The organism is Paenibacillus sp. FSL R5-0470, assembly GCF_037975205.1.
Classification (GTDB): domain Bacteria; phylum Bacillota; class Bacilli; order Paenibacillales; family Paenibacillaceae; genus Paenibacillus_AQ.
The window spans coordinates 4,323,553-4,341,321 of sequence record NZ_CP150238.1 but is presented as its reverse complement, the minus strand read 5'-3'; the positions used below and the strand labels follow the sequence as shown (position 1 = coordinate 4,341,321).

Sequence of the window (17,769 nt, the reverse complement as noted above, 5' to 3'; positions counted from 1 at the left end):
TATTTCTATTTTACCAGAGGAGTGCAAATTCTATAAAAAACAAGCCGGAGCGAATGCTCGCTCCGGCTTGTTTCTATGTTTGTTAAAGCTTATTGCGCGGATACAGACTTGAACCATTCGTTAACTTCTTTGGTGATTTGGTCACCGCCATTGGATTTCCAATTGGCAACGAATTGGTCAAAGGAGTCTACTGGCAGTTTGCCATAAATAATTTTGTTGAAAGTTTCCATTTCGGACTGGCGAAGCAGGTTCCATTTGGATACCATCGTTGGTGTAGCAGCACCAGTAAAGTAGTTTTGTTTACGAACGTCTAGTTGTGACATAACCACTTTTCCTGCCGCCCAGTTTTCTGGTTTACGGAACTCTGCCATTTGTTTTTCATAAGGTGTTACAGGTGTCTCGCCGTCAGCAAGTTTAACCAAAGTCTTCATAAACAGATCAGGAATACGGGCCGGACCTGTTAAGAATGGGAATTCATTGGAGAAGTCTTTAATCTTGTCTTTATCACTTGTTGGTTGTCCATCAATCATATCCCAGTCGTAACCTTTAGCAAAGCCATATTCATATTGACTGCCTGCAGCAGGGTTAGCTAAGTTATCAAGCAAGTAGTTATAGTACAAGAAAATAGCTTCTGGGTGCTTAGCATCCTTGTTAATCATGATACTAGCATTTACACCGGAATTCTGCCATTTGGTTCCAATCAAACCATCTGGTCCTGCTGGAACCGGATAACCTTTAATCTTCGCTCCAGGTACATTCTTCATAAGATCGGGAGCAGGCCAGTCTGGAACCCAGTTGGCGCCTGGCAGAATACCAGCTGCACCTTTCGTGAAGCTCTCAGCGGATTTACCTTCATCCCAAAGGGCGGAGTCCGTGTGAATATATCCTTTATCCATCCATTCGCTAAGCTTTGCGAGTGCTTGCTTAGCACCTGGGTTAATGGAACCATATTCAAGATTGCCATCTTTATCTTTGTTCCATTGTTCCTCAATTGTACCGTATGCCCCGAATAACCAGTCTAGTTGGCCCATCCAGGTATTTGTGTTGTTTTTCAAAGAAATTGCAAGCGGGTACACATCTTTAGGCGCTAAGCCATCAGGGTTTTCGTTCTTAAATTTATCCATGATGTTCTCAAGATCGGCGATGGTCTTAGGCGCTTCCAGCTTCAGCTTTTCCATCCAATCTTCACGTAACCACAAGAGCGTATCATCATTGTCGGTATATTCAAGGATCGGCAGATTATATTTCTTACCGTCTTTAGTGAATGGGTACCAAAGTTCTGGATGTGCTGCAACGTGATCTTTCAGAATTTTGTTTGCATACTTATCAAATAACTCATCGATAGCGATGAACTGACCGGAATCAATAAGCTGATTGGTCAATACTGCGTTAGTTGGTGCAAAAACGAAATCAGGAAGCTTTTCGCCGGAAGCAATGGCAAGTTGAAGCTTTTGTCTGTATTGATCGTCATTTGCAGGATACCAAGTATCTTTATGCTTCATACCCAATGTTTCAAGCATCCAGCGATCGTGAACGTTGTTTTCTTTGGTATCACCTTGAACATACTTCTTAGGCATCAATACGGCACTGAACTCGATCGGTGGATCGTATTTGCCTTTTGCGAAAGCAGCATCTGCTTCGGATTGGGTATTATTGGTAGCGTTACCATTTTTGGCATTCTCATTAGATGTGCCGCTACTGCCACATGCTGTGAGAGTGATAAGTGCTGTGACCGTGAGAAGCGACCACATTTTCTTGAACTTGATCATTCTTTAATTCCCCCTACTGTGTATGATCTTTACAAGTGTAACTTTAACAACTTGTCGGGGATGTCATCTATATGAGATTTTTAGTTTCGATAGGACTCTATCATGTTATTTGTTAGTATCTCTATATTCCTGCGGCGTTACCCCAAACTGCCGTTTGAATACTTTGATAAAATAAGCAGGGTCCATATATCCAATTTCCATGCTGATTTCATAGACTTTTTTATTGGTGGTCTTCAGCTTATGACAGGCACGATCCATCCGCAAGCGCGAGATATAATCGCTAATGCCTTCACCTGTTTCAATCTTATAAATTTTTGATAAATGGGTCGGATGGAGATTTACATGGTCAGCCAGAACACGTAATGATACATCATCATGCAAGTTCTTATCCGTATAATCTTGAATTTTCTTCACATACTCGGAACGTATATCTTTGATTTCGTTGGATGTGCCTTCTTTTAGATTGGCTAGAACACTTAGTGACCATTTTCTTAGTTTACTAATGCTGGTAAAAGCATCCCCACTTTGCAACGCTTCTATATCGGTCCCCATTAAGTTTGCTAGCGTATGACCATTGCGATGTGCAAGATTCGTGAAAGAAGCAGTAATTAAAAAGCCAGCCTCCATGCAATGCTCCCACGATTCAGACCATTTCTCATCCAGTTCCGCACAGACGGCAAGCAATTTCTCTTCGGCCGCATCCCAATGTCCACTCTCCAGTAGATGAATCAAAGAGGGTGGGGTATAAAGAGCGTCTAAAGGTCCTTGTGCTGAGGGAAGCTCCAAGTCACTGACCCGCATAATGAATTCTCGCTCATCTCCGACAATTTGGCGGAAAGAGGAGGAGGCCTGATGAAAACGATTCGACAGCTGCTCAGGAAACTTGAACCACTCCGTGATTACAATGGATAGTGAGCCTTTCAGAAATTGCTTGACCTTATATTGAAGTTGTAGAGAAAGCTTCTCTAATATGGATTCTTTTCCAAGGTCAGCTCCTTGTTCTTTAAGTTGGAGCAGAAACACAAGATATCCATGTTCCTCTTTAACGCCCCAGACTTCCATAAATTCTCCCATAATCTCTTCAGCCATATTAATAATCGCATATTCAATCAAGGTTTGATCGGTATTATCAAATTCTCTGAATTCTTCTTCCATTCGTACCAGCATCAATGCGGCTTCTCCGGATTGAAAGGGCAGATCGTAACTCACGAGCTTCCGTTCCCATTCACCGGCTTGAAAACGATGACCTTGCAAAGCATCCAGTAGCAAACGCCCCCGTAAAACAGGGAGGTTCTCCCGGAGGGTAAACTGGGTTCGTTTAAGAGAACTTATAAGCTCCCATTCAGCATTCAATTGATTGATCGCATTTTTGACTGCTCCGAGCAATTCATCATCAGTCGGCGGTTTAAGCAAGTAATCCACGGTCTTGTTTTGAAGTGCTTTTTTGGCATAATCGAATTCTGAATGGCCGGATAAAATAATACATTTAATTTTTTTGTTATGTTTTCTTATCCGCTCTATCAATTCGATTCCCGTCATTTCTGGCATTTGAATATCTGAGATTACTATATCAATGGGATGCGTATCGATAATTTGTAGCGCTTCACGTGCGGAATAAGCTTTATGCACATGTTCAATTCCTAGCGTATGCCAGGGTTTAGTCATGGAAAGATTATCTACCCAGTGTGCTTCGTCGTCTACTATGATCATCTGCATGTTGTTAGTCTCCTTGATGTTCCTTTAATTTATAACTATCATCCTCAGTTGGGATTTCCCAGATAATTTCTGTTCGGAATCCACCGAGAGGGGATGGCTTGAAGGTAAGACTTGAATGATTGCCGAACAGGTGAATGATCCGCTGATTTGTATTCCAAAGACCACAACCCATTTCCTCCTGCAAAGGCTCCTGCATTTTACGGTTTAATGCTTCTAGCTGATCCAGATTCAGGCCAGGACCATCGTCATCGATATAAATTCTACAGAAGCCGTTTGACTTCTCACCACTAATCTTGATCTCACCTGATGAATAGGACTTCGCTACTCCATGAATCACAGAATTCTCCACCATAGGTTGAAGCATTAGGCGAGGTACAGATTGGCTAAGCATATCCTCAGGAATATCAATATGATAATCAATTCTGCCATTACGCAGTTTCTGGATATCTAAATAGTTGACTAAGAGCTTGATTTCTTCCTCCAAAGAAGCCGTCTCCCGTTCCATCCGGGTGGTATAACGATAGTAAGCACTTAGATTATAAGCCATTGAGACGACAGCGTCCTCATCTTTCATCTGGGCCATATTGATAATATAACCAAGACAGTTATAGAGAAAATGCGGGTTAATTTGTGCTTGGAGCTGCTTCAGGGTAGCTTCTCGAGCACGGATCTTTTCATTAAATACATTTTCTATCAGGTCTTGAATTTGATGGGACATATCGTTAAAACGACGGAACAGAAACGAAAACTCATTTTGCTCATTGCTATGAAGCCGTACGGAGTAATCTCCTTGCTGTACGCGCTGTAAACCACTGACTAGTTTTTTAATCGGATATTGAACGTTTCTATACAGCAGAATGGAAGAGGATACTCCCACAACAAACAGCAGAATCATTGTGATATAGAATAAATCTCGACTAAGAGAAATCGGTTTGAGAATTTGATAAAGGGGGACAACATCTACTAAATGCCAATCCAAAGAGGCTGATTTCACAGAACTGACCAAATAGTTCTTCCCATTTAGTTTCACTACATCCTGAGTTGTATTCTCCGGAGAGTGATTATCCAGGTAATTAACTAGTTCGTCGGATAGCTGCTTGTCCGCGCTACGGTTGAGGATCGGTTTCTCCCCTTTGTGATAGAAGAACGGATCGCCTTGCCCACCTGCTTTGTACGAATCGAGCATGTTCTGAATGTTCGTATAACTGAAGCTGGCTTCAATGACTAGGCTACTTCCTGTTAACGTCCCCGGCTGAGCTAAGGAATCCGTTAAGAACCAGTAAAAGGATTTTAAATCGCCTTGAGATTCCACACCATGATCACCATACGTCCATCTTCCGCTCATATTTGCTTTTAAATAATCCTCATCATACCCGATGGGTCTGTCGTAATTGGCGATGACATCTTTATTCTGCTGTGAATGAACGGCGTATCTGGTCGGCCAAATATCTGTAACCCCAGCTTGAAGCACCATCTTTTCCTGGAGGATATATCTGGTCTGCATCTGATCATAACGATCTTCCCATACATTTAGTCCATTGAATGCCCTGACGTTGGGATCTCTTGAAAGAATAAGGGTGAAGTCCATCATCTGATTAATTCGAGAATCGATCTGATTGGATAAAAAAGTGAGTTGTTTCGTATTGGACGTCTGCAACTCTTTGCCTACAACCTCGAAGGTGACGTTATTTGAAAAGGTATACATGATAATGATGGGAATGAATAGGAGTATGATCAAGCTGTTTATTTTGGCAAACAGACTAAATCGAGATTGTAAGTTTCCTCTAAGTATTGTAAAGCGCTTCCATAAATTCATAAATGCCCCTCCAGATGTTGTCCTAATAAAACCCTATCAAGCCTAACAATGTTATATAGTCAAACCTGAGAAACGCCTGATACTATTTATAGCAGAGATCCCCATCACACACAAAATATTTTTTTTGGGAACAGGAGAGAGCTATGGAGGCTAATATGGAGGTTAACTCGATACCACAGGCGAGCCTAGAAAGTCAGCCGAGTAAAAAAAGAAAAAAAGGCTTTAATCAACCATGGATTCTCCATTTTATGGTGTTGCCAGCGGCAATCATGGTTTTTATTTTTTCTTATATTCCGATGTCCGGAATTCTTATGGCATTTCAAGACTATAAACCTGCACTAGGTTTTTTTGATTCCGAGTGGGTCGGACTTAAGCATTTCAGGTACATGTGGGAGAATGATTATTTCCTGTCCATTACGTGGAATACGTTATTTTTTGCTTGCTCCAAAATTGTTTTGAACTTGATTATTCCGTTTATCTTCGCCTTATTGCTTAATGAGGTAAGAAGAATGGGCCTTAAAAGAACTATTCAAACACTCGTTTATCTTCCGCACTTTCTGTCTTGGGTTACACTTTCAGGGATTCTCATTGATATCCTTGCTCAGACAGGTATTGTCAATCAATTCCTCACATCTGTATTCGGCATCAAGCCGATTTTCTTCCTAGGAGACGGCAACTGGTTCAGGTTCACTATCATTGCTAGTGATGTTTGGAAAGAGTTTGGTTTCAATACGATTATCTTTTTAGCGGCACTTTCGGGTATCAATCCATCACTTTATGAAGCTGCTGAAGTGGATGGGGCGGGGCGTTGGAAACAAACGATGTATATCACAATTCCTGCGTTAATCCCAATCGCTATCGTAATCGCCACCTTGGCACTGGGTAATGTGCTCAACGCAAACTTTGACCAGATCTTTAACTTGTACAGTCCATTGATCTATCAGCAGGGAGATATCATTGATACTTTCGTGTATAGAGAAGGTCTACTAAGCGGACAGTTCAGTTTCGCAACCGCAGTTAATCTATTCAAATCGTTAATTAGCTTAGTCTTAATCGTAGTCTCTTACCGACTTGCTTATAGATTTGCAGGGTACAGAATTTTCTAGAAAGGATGACAACTGATGTACCATAAAACAATTCCATATCGAATATTCAGTATTATCAATAATGTGTGCTTGACTATCCTTTCCGTGCTCTGCCTGCTACCTTTGTACCACTTACTCATGGTATCTCTTAGTGCATCCGCACCTGCTAATGCTGGATTAGTCACATTCTGGCCGATTGGCTTTACCTTTGAAGCCTATGCAAAGACGTTTAATAATGTCAATTTCCTTAACTCCTTGTGGGTGTCTGTGGAACGGACAATACTCGGAACAGGACTTGCGCTGGTGGTAAATACGGTTGCAGCTTATGCGCTGTCTAAGGAAACAAGAGTCTTTCGTGCAAGAAACGTCTATCTTTGGTATTTTGTTGTCACCATGCTGTTCAGCGGTGGTCTGATACCGGGTTACATTCTAATTCTGAAGCTTGGTCTCATGAATTCATTGATGGCACTTATTCTTCCTGGATTAGTTGCTGTATTTAACATCATTTTGCTTCTGAATTTCTTCCGTACCGTACCTAAAGATCTTGAGGAAGCAGCTTTTATTGATGGGGCAGGACACTTTCAGACCTTTGTGAAAATATATTTACCGGTCTCCTTACCTGTTATTGCAACCGTCTCTCTATTCCTTATGGTAGGACACTGGAACGCTTATTTTGACGGTATTATTTATATCAGAGATGCAGACAAGCTTCCGCTAGCGACGTTTATGCAGACGATTATCGTTCAGGCAGATATGTCTAAGCTTGATCCGGCAGCCGTTGCTAATTTATCACAACGAACCATCCGGGCCTCGCAGATTTTTATAAGTGCTTTGCCAATTCTATTGGTTTATCCTTTTCTTCAACGTTTCTTTGTAACTGGGATTGTGGTAGGTGCTGTAAAAGAATAATCTCTTTTTAGAAAAAGAGTTTGAAGAAGGAGCTACGGTTCTAGTCCAAGACTAGAACATGTAGCTCTTTTTTTATTTAGATGGATTTCATGGCTAAACTGGATAATTATTGAAAACAATAAAAATATTCAGAAAATTTTCATATGACGATCATGCTAACATAGGCTATAATGAGGTCTAAAAAAGAAAAAAAAAGAAAACGGGGCATAAGAATGAATCAATTTAAAGGTGAAAAAAATCTTCTCTCAGAGAAGAAGGAGCGGTTCTCTTCCGCCGGCTTTATTTTCGCAGCGATCGGGAGCTCAGTAGGTCTGGGGAACATGTGGAAATTTCCGTATATCACTGGGGAAAATGGGGGTGCGGCTTTCTTCCTTCTCTTCATTGTATGTTTAGTGTTGATCGGTTTACCCGTATTGTTGGCAGAGTTGGCCATTGGTCGTAGCGGACGTGGAAGCGCGGCTACTGCATTTGTACGTGCCGGAGGCGGGAAGAACTGGATGGCCGTCGGATTTCTGCAAGTCCTTGCACCATTTTTAATTCTTTCCTTTTATATCATTGTTGCAGGATGGACGTTGAACTACGCAATGATTGCCTTCAATGGACAATTGTTCAGTTCCAGTAATTATGCAGGTGAATTCAGCTCCTTTATATCTGGACCTATGCCAATTGTTTGGCAGGGGATAGCAATCCTTATAACGGCGGGTGTTGTTATTCTTGGAGTATCAGGCGGGATAGAGAAATTTAATAAGGTATTGATTCCTGGTCTGGTTGTTCTCCTAATTGTATTGATGATTCGTGCGGTTACCTTACCAGGTGCAAACGAAGGAGTAGCCTTTTTCCTAAAACCAGACTTTTCGGTGCTGACGGCGGAATCTGCGTTAGTCGCTTTGGGACATGCTTTCTTTTCATTGTCGCTTGGGATGGGAATTCTCCTGACTTACGGCTCTTATGTGGATAAAAAACAATCGCTAGGAACTGCTGCACTCGCTGTCGGGGCAGGAGATTTGTTATATGCGTTTATCGCAGGATTGATTATTTTTCCGACGACATTCTCATTTGGCATTGCTCCTGATCAAGGTCCTTCGCTAATTTTCATTGCTTTACCAGCAGCTTTCTCAGCAATGCCATTTGGTGCATTCTTTGGTGGTTTGTTCTTTATCTTGCTGGCGATTGCTGCTTTAACTTCTGCCGTATCTCTGCTTGAGGTGCCTGTATCTTTCGCGATGGAGCGCTGGAATTGGAGCCGGAAACGTTCAGTTTGGATTTTGTCATTAGTATGTTTCCTCCTCAGTATTCCTTCGGCGATGTCACTGGGAATGGTCCCTGAGCTATCGTTTGGCGGCAAAGCGTTGTTCGATTGGGTGGATTTTGTAACTTCTAACATTATGTTGCCACTAGGCGGTCTGTTGGTTACCATCTTTGCCGGTTATTTCTGGAAAGGGGCAGCAGAAGCGGCTGGGCTTAAGGCAGGTTGGTTCCGCGTTTGGTTATTTATGCTCCGGTATGTTGCGCCGATTCTGGTGTTCTTGGTGTTGCTTCATACTTCAGGGATTATTAAATTTTAATTTAATTCAATTTCTAAAAAATCATCAAAAAAAACTCTACGACCCTTGTGGTTGTAGAGCTTTTTTTGATATTGAAGATAAATACATTATTCCTCTAAATCCTACTTGACTAGGTGGATTAATTGGAATATAGTATAAAAAAAGATTGCACGAATCAATTCAAAACTAATAATTGTATACAATTATACAAATATATTGTTGAGGCTCTTGCCCGACAGATTATCGATGAGGAGCTACATAAATATGGCGATACGATCACGTAGGTTGTCAAAGGATAATACCTATGATGCATTAAAACAAAAAATTATTGATAGTGAATTAGAGCCGAATCAACCTGTACATGAAGAAAATTTGGCAGCGTTACTAGGGGTTAGTCGTACTCCACTAAGAGAGGCAATACAGAGATTGGAGAACGAGGATTTTCTCATTCGACAGCCAAATGGAAGACTGCGGGTGGCTTCTGTGACACTCAAAGAGGTTGAAGAAATATTCCAAATTCGCAGCATGCTTGAAGGCTATATCGCAAGAAATGCAGCTAAGCATGCTACTGAGAACGATATTGTTAATTTAACGACGATGATTACAAAAATGAAACACTCCTTCCAACTTGGCGACAATCAGAATTTTGTAACCTATGGATTTGAGTTCCATGATTATTTATCAGAAATCAGCGAACTAAAAACATTCGAGAAAGTTCTGAATCAATTAAGAGATCATTCCCTTCGCTATTGTAGATTCGTCTCCATGCATGGAGATTGGAATACACAGGCGGATGAAGAACATGATCTTATCTTGCAAATGATCGCTGACCACAATGAAGATGGCGCTGAAAAAGCAATGCGAGATCATATTTTAAGCAGTCTAGCTACTGCACTTGACCGGATTAAAGGTATTGAAGAAAAGTTGGAAGCATAAAGAAAGGGGAGCACTTTACTATGAATATACTTAATGAGGTTGATCAAGCATTAGCGAATCAATTAATTGATGTTCGTAGAAACCTACATAGAGAGCCTGAATTAGCTTATGAAGAATTTAAGACCACAGAGAAATTACGGGAATGGCTGACCCATGCCAATATTCATATTCTAGACCTTCCTTTACAAACCGGACTTATCGCAGAGATCGGACAAGGTAATGGACCTGTTGTAGCTATTCGCTGTGATATTGATGCACTTCCGATAGAGGAACAGACTGGATTATCTTTTGCTTCTGAGATTCCTGGAAAAATGCATGCTTGTGGGCACGATTTTCACACGGCTACGATTCTAGGAGCTGCCTTATTGTTAAAGGCACGTGAAAGTGAATTGCCTGGCAAGGTTAGAGTATTGTTCCAACCAGCAGAAGAAACAGGGCATGGAGCGGAGAGTGTCTTAGCATCAGGAGGACTCAAGGGTGTTGACGCTATATTCGGTTTACATAATTCACCAGACCTGCCTACAGGAGCTTTTGGAACAAGAACAGGAGCTTTAACAGCAGGTGTTGATCGGTTTGAAATTACGATAAAAGGTGTCGGCGCTCATGCTGCTTATCCTGAAAAAGGTGTGGATTCCATTGTCACTGCGGCTCAGATCATTACCTCGCTACAAACCATCGTAAGCCGTCAAAATAGTACCACTGAACCGGTTGTGTTAAGTGTCACCAGAATTAATGGGGGCTTCACATGGAATGTCCTACCGGAAAAAGTGGAATTAGAAGGTACGGTACGAACTTACAATGAAGAGATTCGTCGCCAGATTCCAATCCAAATGACCCGAATCATCGAAGGAATTGCTGCAGCTGCTGGGGCAGAGGCTAAGCTACATTGGTATCCAGGACCACCAGCAACGATTAATCATGGCGAATGGGCTGACTTTACCAAAGAGGTCGCTTCAGATGCCGGATATATAGTACATGACATCCCACCGCAAATGGGAGGAGAAGATTTCTCCTTTTATTTACAACAGATACCGGGTGCTTTTGTAAATATAGGATCAGGCCCAGCCTATGCTTTACATCACCCTCGATTCGATGTGGATGAAGCTGCGATTTTACCCGCTGCGAAGTACTTCGCTTTATTGGCAGAACAAGCGCTGGTGAAGCTACAAGTCAAAGCTTAATTGATCTCCTAGACCTAAATCCTAAAGATGATTGAGAGGAATGTATATGATTGAACTAAAGCAGGTTTCCAAAACGTTCACTCGGAAAGGAATCACGATTGATGCTCTTAAAGGGATCGATTTAAAGGTCGATAAAGGCGATATCTTTGGCGTTATCGGCTATAGTGGTGCGGGGAAAAGTACATTAATTCGTTTAGTCAATTATTTGGAAAGACCTACTGAAGGACAGGTCTTCGTTGCTGGGCGTGATTTAGGAACCTATAACGATAAAGAGTTACGGGCGGCTAAGAAGAATATCGGCATGATTTTTCAACATTTTAATCTATTAGAATCTAAAAAAGTATTTGATAATGTAGCGATTCCTCTAGTTCTCTTAAAAAAAAATAAGAATGAAATCCGCCAGCGTGTACAAGAGTTGTTAGAGTTTGTTGGATTAAGTGACAAAGCAGGGAGTTACCCTAGTGAATTGTCAGGTGGACAGAAGCAGCGGGTCGGGATTGCCAGAGCGCTTGCCTCGAATCCATCCATCCTATTATGTGATGAAGCGACTTCTGCCTTAGATCCACAGACGACACATTCTATCTTACAGCTATTAAAAAAAATCAATGCAGAGTACAACATTACTGTGATGATCATTACACATGAAATGTCTGTCATTCAAGAGATTTGCAACAAGGTGGCGGTGATGGAAGAGGGCCGAATTATTGAGCAAGGAAGCGTTCTAGATGTATTCGGTAGTCCGAAGCATAAGACCACACAAAATTTTGTGAAGACGGTTATTCAGAATAGCATTACGCCAAGCGTCCAAAAATCCATCAAAACAGAACCCGGAAGTGTTCTTTATAAACTTAATTTTGTTGGAGAAAGCGCCTCTGAGCCTATCCTGTTCGAGATGATTCGATCCTTCGATATGAAGGTCAATATTTTATTTGCGAACACGACCGAGATTCAGGAAACGACACTGGGTACAGTAATTATTCAATGCAGTGGAGATACAGCTGAGATTAACAATGCGTTATCTTTCTTAAAACGTCATGGAGTCGGTGTAGAGGAGGTAGAATCTAATGTTTTCGACCACATTAACAGGTGATCAATTTCTGCAGGCGATTATTGAAACGATTCAGATGGTTGGCGTCTCCTTGTTTGTTGGCTCATTGATAGGGATACCCTTTGGGATATTGCTTGTAATCACTCGTCCTGGTGGGGTTTTGGAGAACAAAGCGCTTTACGCCATACTAAATCCGATCATCAACATTATACGCTCTCTACCTTTTATTATTTTACTTGTAGCGATTGTACCTTTCACACGTTTGATTGTTCATACTTCGATTGGGACAAGCGCAGCGATCGTACCTTTAATTATCTACATCGCACCTTATATTGGCCGTTTAGTAGAGAACTCCCTGCTTGAAGTGAACCCGGGAATTCTCGAAGCTGCTGAAGCGATGGGGGCAACGCCATTTCAAGTGATATGGTACTTTTTATTGCCAGAGGCAGTTGGATCATTAATCCTGTCTTTGACAACGGCAACGATCGGGTTGATCGGTGCAACTGCAATGGCTGGAACGGTAGGGGGCGGCGGTGTCGGCGACTTGGCGATTGTATATGGATATCAACGTTTTGATACGGTTGTCGTGGTAGCTACTGTTGTTATTCTCATTATTTTAGTGCAAGGCATTCAATCTTTAGGCAACACGCTAGCAAGAAAAATTCGCCGTTATTAGTCATTACATATTCCGGGAGGGAGTTTGGCAGATGAGTGAATGGAGCAAGCAAGATCGATTTAAAGCGATATTATCTGGAGAAAAGGCAGATCGCCCAATTGTAAGTGGTTGGCGGCATTTTATCGACAAAGAACAAACTGCAGATGATTTAGCTCTAACTACGATTTCTTTTACGAAACAATATGATTGGGACTGGGTCAAGATCAATCCTAGAGCAACTTATTTGGCGGAAGCTTGGGGCAATCAATATGATTTTACGGATTATCAGACTGTATTTCCAAGGCAGCAAACAACAGCAATTCCATCAGCGGTTAATCTATGGGATATCGAAGTTAAAAAGGCGGTGCATACAGCTTCCTTGGCCGAACACTTAGAGAGTGTTAGAAAAATTCGTCAAGGACTACCTGATACCCCACTAATCCAAACGGTATTCTCTCCATTGACTGTATTGCTATTTATTGTAGGACGTTCTGCTTATGTTACAAAAACAGTGTTTGGCATTGAGCATCCAGTAACTTTGGAGTCGTTATTTAAGGAGCATCGTGCGGCAGCGCACCATGCGTTACATGCGATTTCATTAACCTTAGCCGATTATGTACAAGAGCTGCAGCAAGTGGGTTCTGACGGTTTGTTCTACGCTGTGACAGGCACCGCTCACCCAGGATTATTTGATGAAGCCATGTTTGACGAGTTCTCCAGACCTTATGACTCTATTGTCTTAGAAGCTGCAAGCTACGGCAAAAACATTCTTCATACTTGTGGGGCTTATGCCCAGCCTGAGAAATTTAATGATTATCGAATTGATGGAATCAGCTGGGATACTGTAGCCGAGGGGAACCCTGGTTTAGAGGCGGATCTTAAAGCTACTAAAGTAGGTGGCGTCGATCATGGGCTGTTCGCTGTAAACGATATCGCACAAATTAAGCAGCAGGCTAAAGAAGCACTGACATTAATGAAAGACCAGCCTTTTATTCTTTCTCCAAATTGCGCTATCCCACTTAATGTGACGGATGAGGCGTTAGCACAGCTAAAACAATCTATATTTGAATAGGAGATGAAGTTATGAAAAAGTTGATAGTAGTGTTGATGATAGGGGTTCTAGCGGTGTTGACGGCTTGCGGGAATAGTCAATCCGATAATTCAGGAGATAAGAAGAAGCTTACCATTGGATTTGGTGTGGGAACCTATGAGGAGCAATTCCGCCAATCGATCCTTCCGATCTTAGAGAAACAAGGCTATAGCGTTGAAATTAAGTCCTTTTCGCAAAACATGCAGGTCAATCCTGCGATGAAGGAAGGCTCCATTGACGCAAGTATCTTCCAAAGCACAGCATACATGGAGGCAATCAACAAAGAAATCAAAGCAGACATGGTAGGGATTGCTTATGCGCCTGGTGCACCACAAGGTCTTTATTCCGTAAATCATACTACACTTGACGATGTTAAAGATGGTACAACCGTAGCTGTTCCGAATGATCCGGTGAACCAAGAGCGTGCACTGCGTATCCTGGAAGAATTGGGTTGGATCAAGATTAAAGATGGCGCAGGCGTAGCTGATTTTAACATCAACAGCATGGAACCGGATAAATATAACATTGATATTAAAATATTGGACCCTGCTCAAATCCTAGTTTCACTGCAAGATGTTGATTACGGCGTTGTAAACGGGAATTATATTGCTAATTCAGACAGAAAGATTACGGATGCCTTGAAAATCGAAAATACGCCTATGGAACACAGAATTATCGTATCGGTTAATAAAAAGGATGAAAATACACAGTGGGCGAAAGACTTGAAAGCAGCTTATGAATCTAAAGAGTTCGAAGAATATATTCGTGGAATAGAGAAATATGATGGTTTCATTCTGCCTGAAGCATGGGACAACAATTAAGTAAGGAAGTGAACTCAAGTGACACAAGAAAAGATTCATTTTATTGGTGGAGGACAGATGGCGGAAGCGATCATTCGCGCATGTATATCCAACAACACCCTGTCGGTAGATCAAGTTAGTATATCTGACATTAATGAAGCTCGTCTTCAGTTTTTGAGTACCAAATACGGAATAGATACGAAGAGCTCACAGGAGCAAAGCCTATCTACTGCAGATCTGATTGTCGTTGCGGTGCGTCCACAGGATGATTTAACTACACTTGGACAAATCGTACAACAATTCGCTTCACCTACCGCAGTCATCGTATCGATTGTGGCAGGTGTGACGAATGTCCAATTAGCAGGTTATTTTGGAGCTGAGAGGTCCATTATCCGTGTCATTCCAAATACATTGACGGATACAGGCTACGGATATAGCGGTGTAGCATTAAATGCTTACGCTAGCCGTGATCAAGTGGAGCATTTCTTACTCGGATTTGGTAAAGTGCAATATCTGGATGAGACATTAATGGATATTTTCACTGGATTTGGTGTGGCTGGCCCCAACTATATTTATTATTTCATTGAGTCTTTTGTAGATGCAGGTGTGCTTGCCGGATTGCCACGTGAGCAAGCCTGGAATGTTGCACTGGAGAATTTGATGGGATCGGTAGCTATGCTGCAGCAGACAGGGCTGCATCCAAGACAGCTGCTAGATATTAATAATTCACCTGGCGGAGTTGGGATGCATGGCTTGTACGAATTAAATAACAGTGATTTCGCAGCAGGTCTGCAAAGAAGTGTTCTGGCAGCTGTGAAGCGTACTACTGAGCTAGGAGTGAAGTAATCATGGCAACAGTGAAATGGGATCACTTAGTACACTACGTCAATGATCTGTCCAAACCAGTTGAAATTTTTGGAGCTCATGATTTGGTTGCTTTTAAGGGAGGTTCTCATAAAGATTGGGGAACCTATAACGCATTAAGTTATTTCGGGCTAACCTATCTGGAATTTCTGAGCATTGAGAATCTTGAGCTGGCAAAGGCAACTGAACATAATCTAGTGGTGAAAGACGCTGTAAAACTTCTGCCGGAGCATGAAGTCTTAAGCAGAGTAGTCATCCGGACAGATGATATTGAAGAAGTAGCGGCTTCCCTTAAGGCAGCGGGTTTATCACTATCTCCAATCATCGATGGGAAGCGTCTAGATAACGAGGGAAGATTAATCGAGTGGCGCATGATGACTATCGGTGGTGATTTTCAAGGCCTAGTCTATCCGTTCATCATTCAATGGAGCGGGACAGATGCAGAGAGGTTAGAAAGATTATCATCGTCTGGAGTCATCCAGCCTCATCCTGCAGGTCATGTTGAAATCGTGCGCGCTGTATTCCATGTCTCCGATCCTGCAGCTACCGCTAAACACTGGGGATCGATATTCGGACTGCCTGTAGCAGAGTCAGAGGACGGTACTTTTATCCTTACGATTGGAGATAAGTCTTTTGCTTTCGTACATGGGGACGAGAACCAGTTCAAACAGGTGTTTTTTGAAACGGATTCGTTAGCTCTGAAAGGGAAGACGATTCAGATCGGTGACGGGGAGTATGTTTTTGTATAAGGCATTAGTTTCTATATAATTTAAGATGAAAAGACTTGCTCGAAGGTATTGATACCTCGAGCAAGTCTTTTTGCTATCCATTGATGTGATCTTTTTGTTTTAATCAATTTGTAAACCAGATGAAATTCCATTTTATAGTAAGATAACCATGATAACGAAGATTGAAAACCTCGAGTATGCAGTTAAGAGATAACTTTCAACGGATTAATTCATGTACCAAAAGTATAGTGTCCACATTGATTGGGATTGCAATTGAAGAAGGATGTATCCCTTCTGTTGAGATTACTTTGAATAACAAATGTTTATTGCGATGATAACTTTTTCAAGTACAGATAATCGGCAGTCATCGAAATATCGTTGTTGTCACAAAACGACTCCTTATCTCGTTTTATATGCAGACGGAATAAGGAGTGGTTGCAATGAAAGAATTGACATGCATCGTTATTGGCGGAGGATATGCAGGTATTAATGCAGTTAAAGCGATTCGGAAAACATTTAAGGGGCAAGCAAGTAAACGAACACTCCGACTTATTTTAATCGATAAGAACACTTATCACTTTCGCAAAGTATTGCTTTTTAAGCCCGCGGTCGGAGATGAAGAGATTACTATCCCTCTGACTAGGTTATTTCCCGAGGAGGTTGAATTCGTTCAGGCTACTGTAACGAAAATCGAATCAGGGGAAAGAAGGCTACTTTGTCAGGATGCTGTAGGAAATAAGAATTGGATAAAATATGACTTCCTCGTTTTGGCGGTGGGCAGCGTCGTGCGGCAACCCGACCCTGATCAAGGAGGTATGGCATTAGCGAGTTTAGACGCTGCGTGGAAGATCCGAGAGGCATGGCGCGCGAATATAAAGAAAACTGTAAAGGAAAAAAACTCGAAAGAACGTCAGAGATTAATGACCATTGCCGTTGTTGGAGCGGGCATAAGCGGCATCGAGACATCTGCCGAACTAGCTTATTTTTTTCGTAATGATGCGGTATCATTGGGACTTGACCCGAATGCTGTAAGGATAAATTTATTTAACGCGAATAAGAGACTTTTCCCAGAAGGCCCGGCAAAAGTAGGCCTTAAACTGGAACGTTCACTTGACGCTTGCGGAGTAACTACCTTACATGGAAGTAGGGTATTACAGGAGAAAGAGGGAGTGCTAACCTTATCTAACGGCGAGACGATGTCCGCTGGCCTATGTGTCTGGACGCTGGGGCTGTTACCCAACCCAATGCTGCAAAGCATCGGGTTACCGATCACTCCGGAAGGATACGTGATCGTAGATGCAAGTTATCGGGTTCAAGGGGCCCAGGGTGTATACAGTATCGGCGACTGCGCGCGAATCGTAGACCCTGCTACCGGACGGGTGGACGGGAAGACGTGTAAGGAAGCGACCGCCCAAGCAGCAAGGCTTGGAAAGATTTTATCGGCGGATATTGCAGGGTGTCCGGCACCCATGCATAAGGAATTTATTGACTTTTTTTGTTTTGCCTTAGGTCCGGAGCAGGGAATGGTATGGACACATCAATGGGGGTTAAATATTATTTTTACAGGAAAGCTGGGTTGGCGAATAAGGAAATTCACATGGGATTCGGCAAGTCTGTTAAAATAATGT

At 42.1% G+C, this 17,769-nt stretch carries 15 protein-coding genes; 12 read left to right on the top strand and 3 right to left on the bottom strand.

All coding sequences use genetic code 11. The features are described from left to right. Window positions 1–89: 89 nt before the first annotated feature. The 3 genes from MKY99_RS19225 to MKY99_RS19215 all read right to left on the bottom strand — a co-directional run bounded on the left by MKY99_RS19225 (window position 90) and on the right by MKY99_RS19215 (window position 5,301). Window positions 90–1,769, bottom strand: a complete 1,680-nt coding sequence (locus MKY99_RS19225) for an ABC transporter substrate-binding protein (protein ID WP_339265739.1) — start codon at window positions 1,767–1,769, stop codon at window positions 90–92. Window positions 1,770–1,874: 105 nt separating this feature from the next. Next, window positions 1,875–3,485 (bottom strand): response regulator, encoded by a 1,611-nt coding sequence (locus tag MKY99_RS19220; protein ID WP_339265737.1) that lies wholly within the window; start codon window positions 3,483–3,485, stop codon window positions 1,875–1,877. Between the two features lie 4 nt (window positions 3,486–3,489). Then, on the bottom strand, window positions 3,490–5,301 hold the full coding sequence (locus MKY99_RS19215) for a histidine kinase (RefSeq protein ID WP_339265735.1): 1,812 nt from the start codon (window positions 5,299–5,301) through the stop codon (window positions 3,490–3,492). A gap of 155 nt (window positions 5,302–5,456) precedes the next feature. Here MKY99_RS19215 and MKY99_RS19210 point away from each other — a divergent pair, with 155 nt between their 5' ends. The 12 genes from MKY99_RS19210 (at window position 5,457) to MKY99_RS19155 (ending at window position 17,766) form a co-directional block, all read left to right on the top strand. Further along, window positions 5,457–6,407: an ABC transporter permease subunit gene (locus tag MKY99_RS19210; protein ID WP_042132288.1), complete on the top strand. Its 951-nt coding sequence runs from the start codon at window positions 5,457–5,459 to the stop codon at window positions 6,405–6,407. A gap of 15 nt (window positions 6,408–6,422) precedes the next feature. After that, window positions 6,423–7,295, top strand: a complete 873-nt coding sequence (locus MKY99_RS19205; protein ID WP_076285371.1) for a carbohydrate ABC transporter permease — start codon at window positions 6,423–6,425, stop codon at window positions 7,293–7,295. Between the two features lie 212 nt (window positions 7,296–7,507). Beyond that, window positions 7,508–8,860 (top strand): sodium-dependent transporter, encoded by a 1,353-nt coding sequence (locus tag MKY99_RS19200; RefSeq protein ID WP_042189546.1) that lies wholly within the window; start codon window positions 7,508–7,510, stop codon window positions 8,858–8,860. 243 nt (window positions 8,861–9,103) lie between these two features. Next, a complete protein-coding gene (locus tag MKY99_RS19195; protein ID WP_042189543.1) occupies window positions 9,104–9,775 on the top strand; it encodes a GntR family transcriptional regulator in 672 nt (223 codons plus the stop codon). 20 nt (window positions 9,776–9,795) lie between these two features. Further along, the gene (locus tag MKY99_RS19190) at window positions 9,796–10,956 is read left to right on the top strand and encodes an amidohydrolase (RefSeq protein ID WP_339242203.1); all 1,161 of its coding nucleotides are present in this window, start codon (window positions 9,796–9,798) and stop codon (window positions 10,954–10,956) included. 46 nt (window positions 10,957–11,002) lie between these two features. Continuing rightward, complete coding sequence (locus MKY99_RS19185) at window positions 11,003–12,046, top strand: methionine ABC transporter ATP-binding protein (RefSeq protein ID WP_042189539.1); 1,044 nt, start codon at window positions 11,003–11,005, stop codon at window positions 12,044–12,046. Then, complete coding sequence (locus tag MKY99_RS19180; protein ID WP_042189536.1) at window positions 12,021–12,680, top strand: methionine ABC transporter permease; 660 nt, start codon at window positions 12,021–12,023, stop codon at window positions 12,678–12,680. The genes MKY99_RS19185 and MKY99_RS19180 overlap by 26 nt, the downstream gene beginning before the upstream one ends. Before the next feature lie 31 nt (window positions 12,681–12,711). Next, window positions 12,712–13,731 carry a uroporphyrinogen decarboxylase family protein gene (locus tag MKY99_RS19175; protein WP_339265732.1) on the top strand — a complete coding sequence of 340 codons (1,020 nt, stop codon included), beginning with the start codon at window positions 12,712–12,714 and terminating at the stop codon, window positions 13,729–13,731. Between the two features lie 11 nt (window positions 13,732–13,742). Further along, entirely contained in the window at window positions 13,743–14,570 is an 828-nt protein-coding gene (locus tag MKY99_RS19170) for a MetQ/NlpA family ABC transporter substrate-binding protein (protein ID WP_076299273.1), read from the top strand. 18 nt (window positions 14,571–14,588) lie between these two features. Next, window positions 14,589–15,395, top strand: coding sequence for a pyrroline-5-carboxylate reductase (proC, locus tag MKY99_RS19165; RefSeq protein ID WP_339265730.1), 807 nt, complete (start codon window positions 14,589–14,591; stop codon window positions 15,393–15,395). A gap of 2 nt (window positions 15,396–15,397) precedes the next feature. Then, on the top strand, window positions 15,398–16,162 hold the full coding sequence (locus MKY99_RS19160; protein ID WP_339265728.1) for a VOC family protein: 765 nt from the start codon (window positions 15,398–15,400) through the stop codon (window positions 16,160–16,162). Between the two features lie 419 nt (window positions 16,163–16,581). Further along, complete coding sequence (locus MKY99_RS19155) at window positions 16,582–17,766, top strand: FAD-dependent oxidoreductase (protein ID WP_339265726.1); 1,185 nt, start codon at window positions 16,582–16,584, stop codon at window positions 17,764–17,766. Window positions 17,767–17,769: the final 3 nt, after the last annotated feature.

Bases quoted from the DNA above. Each gene is read 5' to 3' on its own strand.
- MKY99_RS19225 (WP_339265739.1), bottom strand. From the start codon at position 1,769: ATGATCAAGTTCAAGAAAATGTGGTCGCTTCTCACGGTCACAGCACTT.
- MKY99_RS19220 (WP_339265737.1), bottom strand. From the start codon at position 3,485: ATGCAGATGATCATAGTAGACGACGAAGCACACTGGGTAGATAATCTT.
- MKY99_RS19215 (WP_339265735.1), bottom strand. From the start codon at position 5,301: ATGAATTTATGGAAGCGCTTTACAATACTTAGAGGAAACTTACAATCT.
- MKY99_RS19210 (WP_042132288.1), top strand. From the start codon at position 5,457: ATGGAGGTTAACTCGATACCACAGGCGAGCCTAGAAAGTCAGCCGAGT.
- MKY99_RS19205 (WP_076285371.1), top strand. From the start codon at position 6,423: ATGTACCATAAAACAATTCCATATCGAATATTCAGTATTATCAATAAT.
- MKY99_RS19200 (WP_042189546.1), top strand. From the start codon at position 7,508: ATGAATCAATTTAAAGGTGAAAAAAATCTTCTCTCAGAGAAGAAGGAG.
- MKY99_RS19195 (WP_042189543.1), top strand. From the start codon at position 9,104: ATGGCGATACGATCACGTAGGTTGTCAAAGGATAATACCTATGATGCA.
- MKY99_RS19190 (WP_339242203.1), top strand. From the start codon at position 9,796: ATGAATATACTTAATGAGGTTGATCAAGCATTAGCGAATCAATTAATT.
- MKY99_RS19185 (WP_042189539.1), top strand. From the start codon at position 11,003: ATGATTGAACTAAAGCAGGTTTCCAAAACGTTCACTCGGAAAGGAATC.
- MKY99_RS19180 (WP_042189536.1), top strand. From the start codon at position 12,021: ATGTTTTCGACCACATTAACAGGTGATCAATTTCTGCAGGCGATTATT.
- MKY99_RS19175 (WP_339265732.1), top strand. From the start codon at position 12,712: ATGAGTGAATGGAGCAAGCAAGATCGATTTAAAGCGATATTATCTGGA.
- MKY99_RS19170 (WP_076299273.1), top strand. From the start codon at position 13,743: ATGAAAAAGTTGATAGTAGTGTTGATGATAGGGGTTCTAGCGGTGTTG.
- MKY99_RS19160 (WP_339265728.1), top strand. From the start codon at position 15,398: ATGGCAACAGTGAAATGGGATCACTTAGTACACTACGTCAATGATCTG.
- MKY99_RS19155 (WP_339265726.1), top strand. From the start codon at position 16,582: ATGAAAGAATTGACATGCATCGTTATTGGCGGAGGATATGCAGGTATT.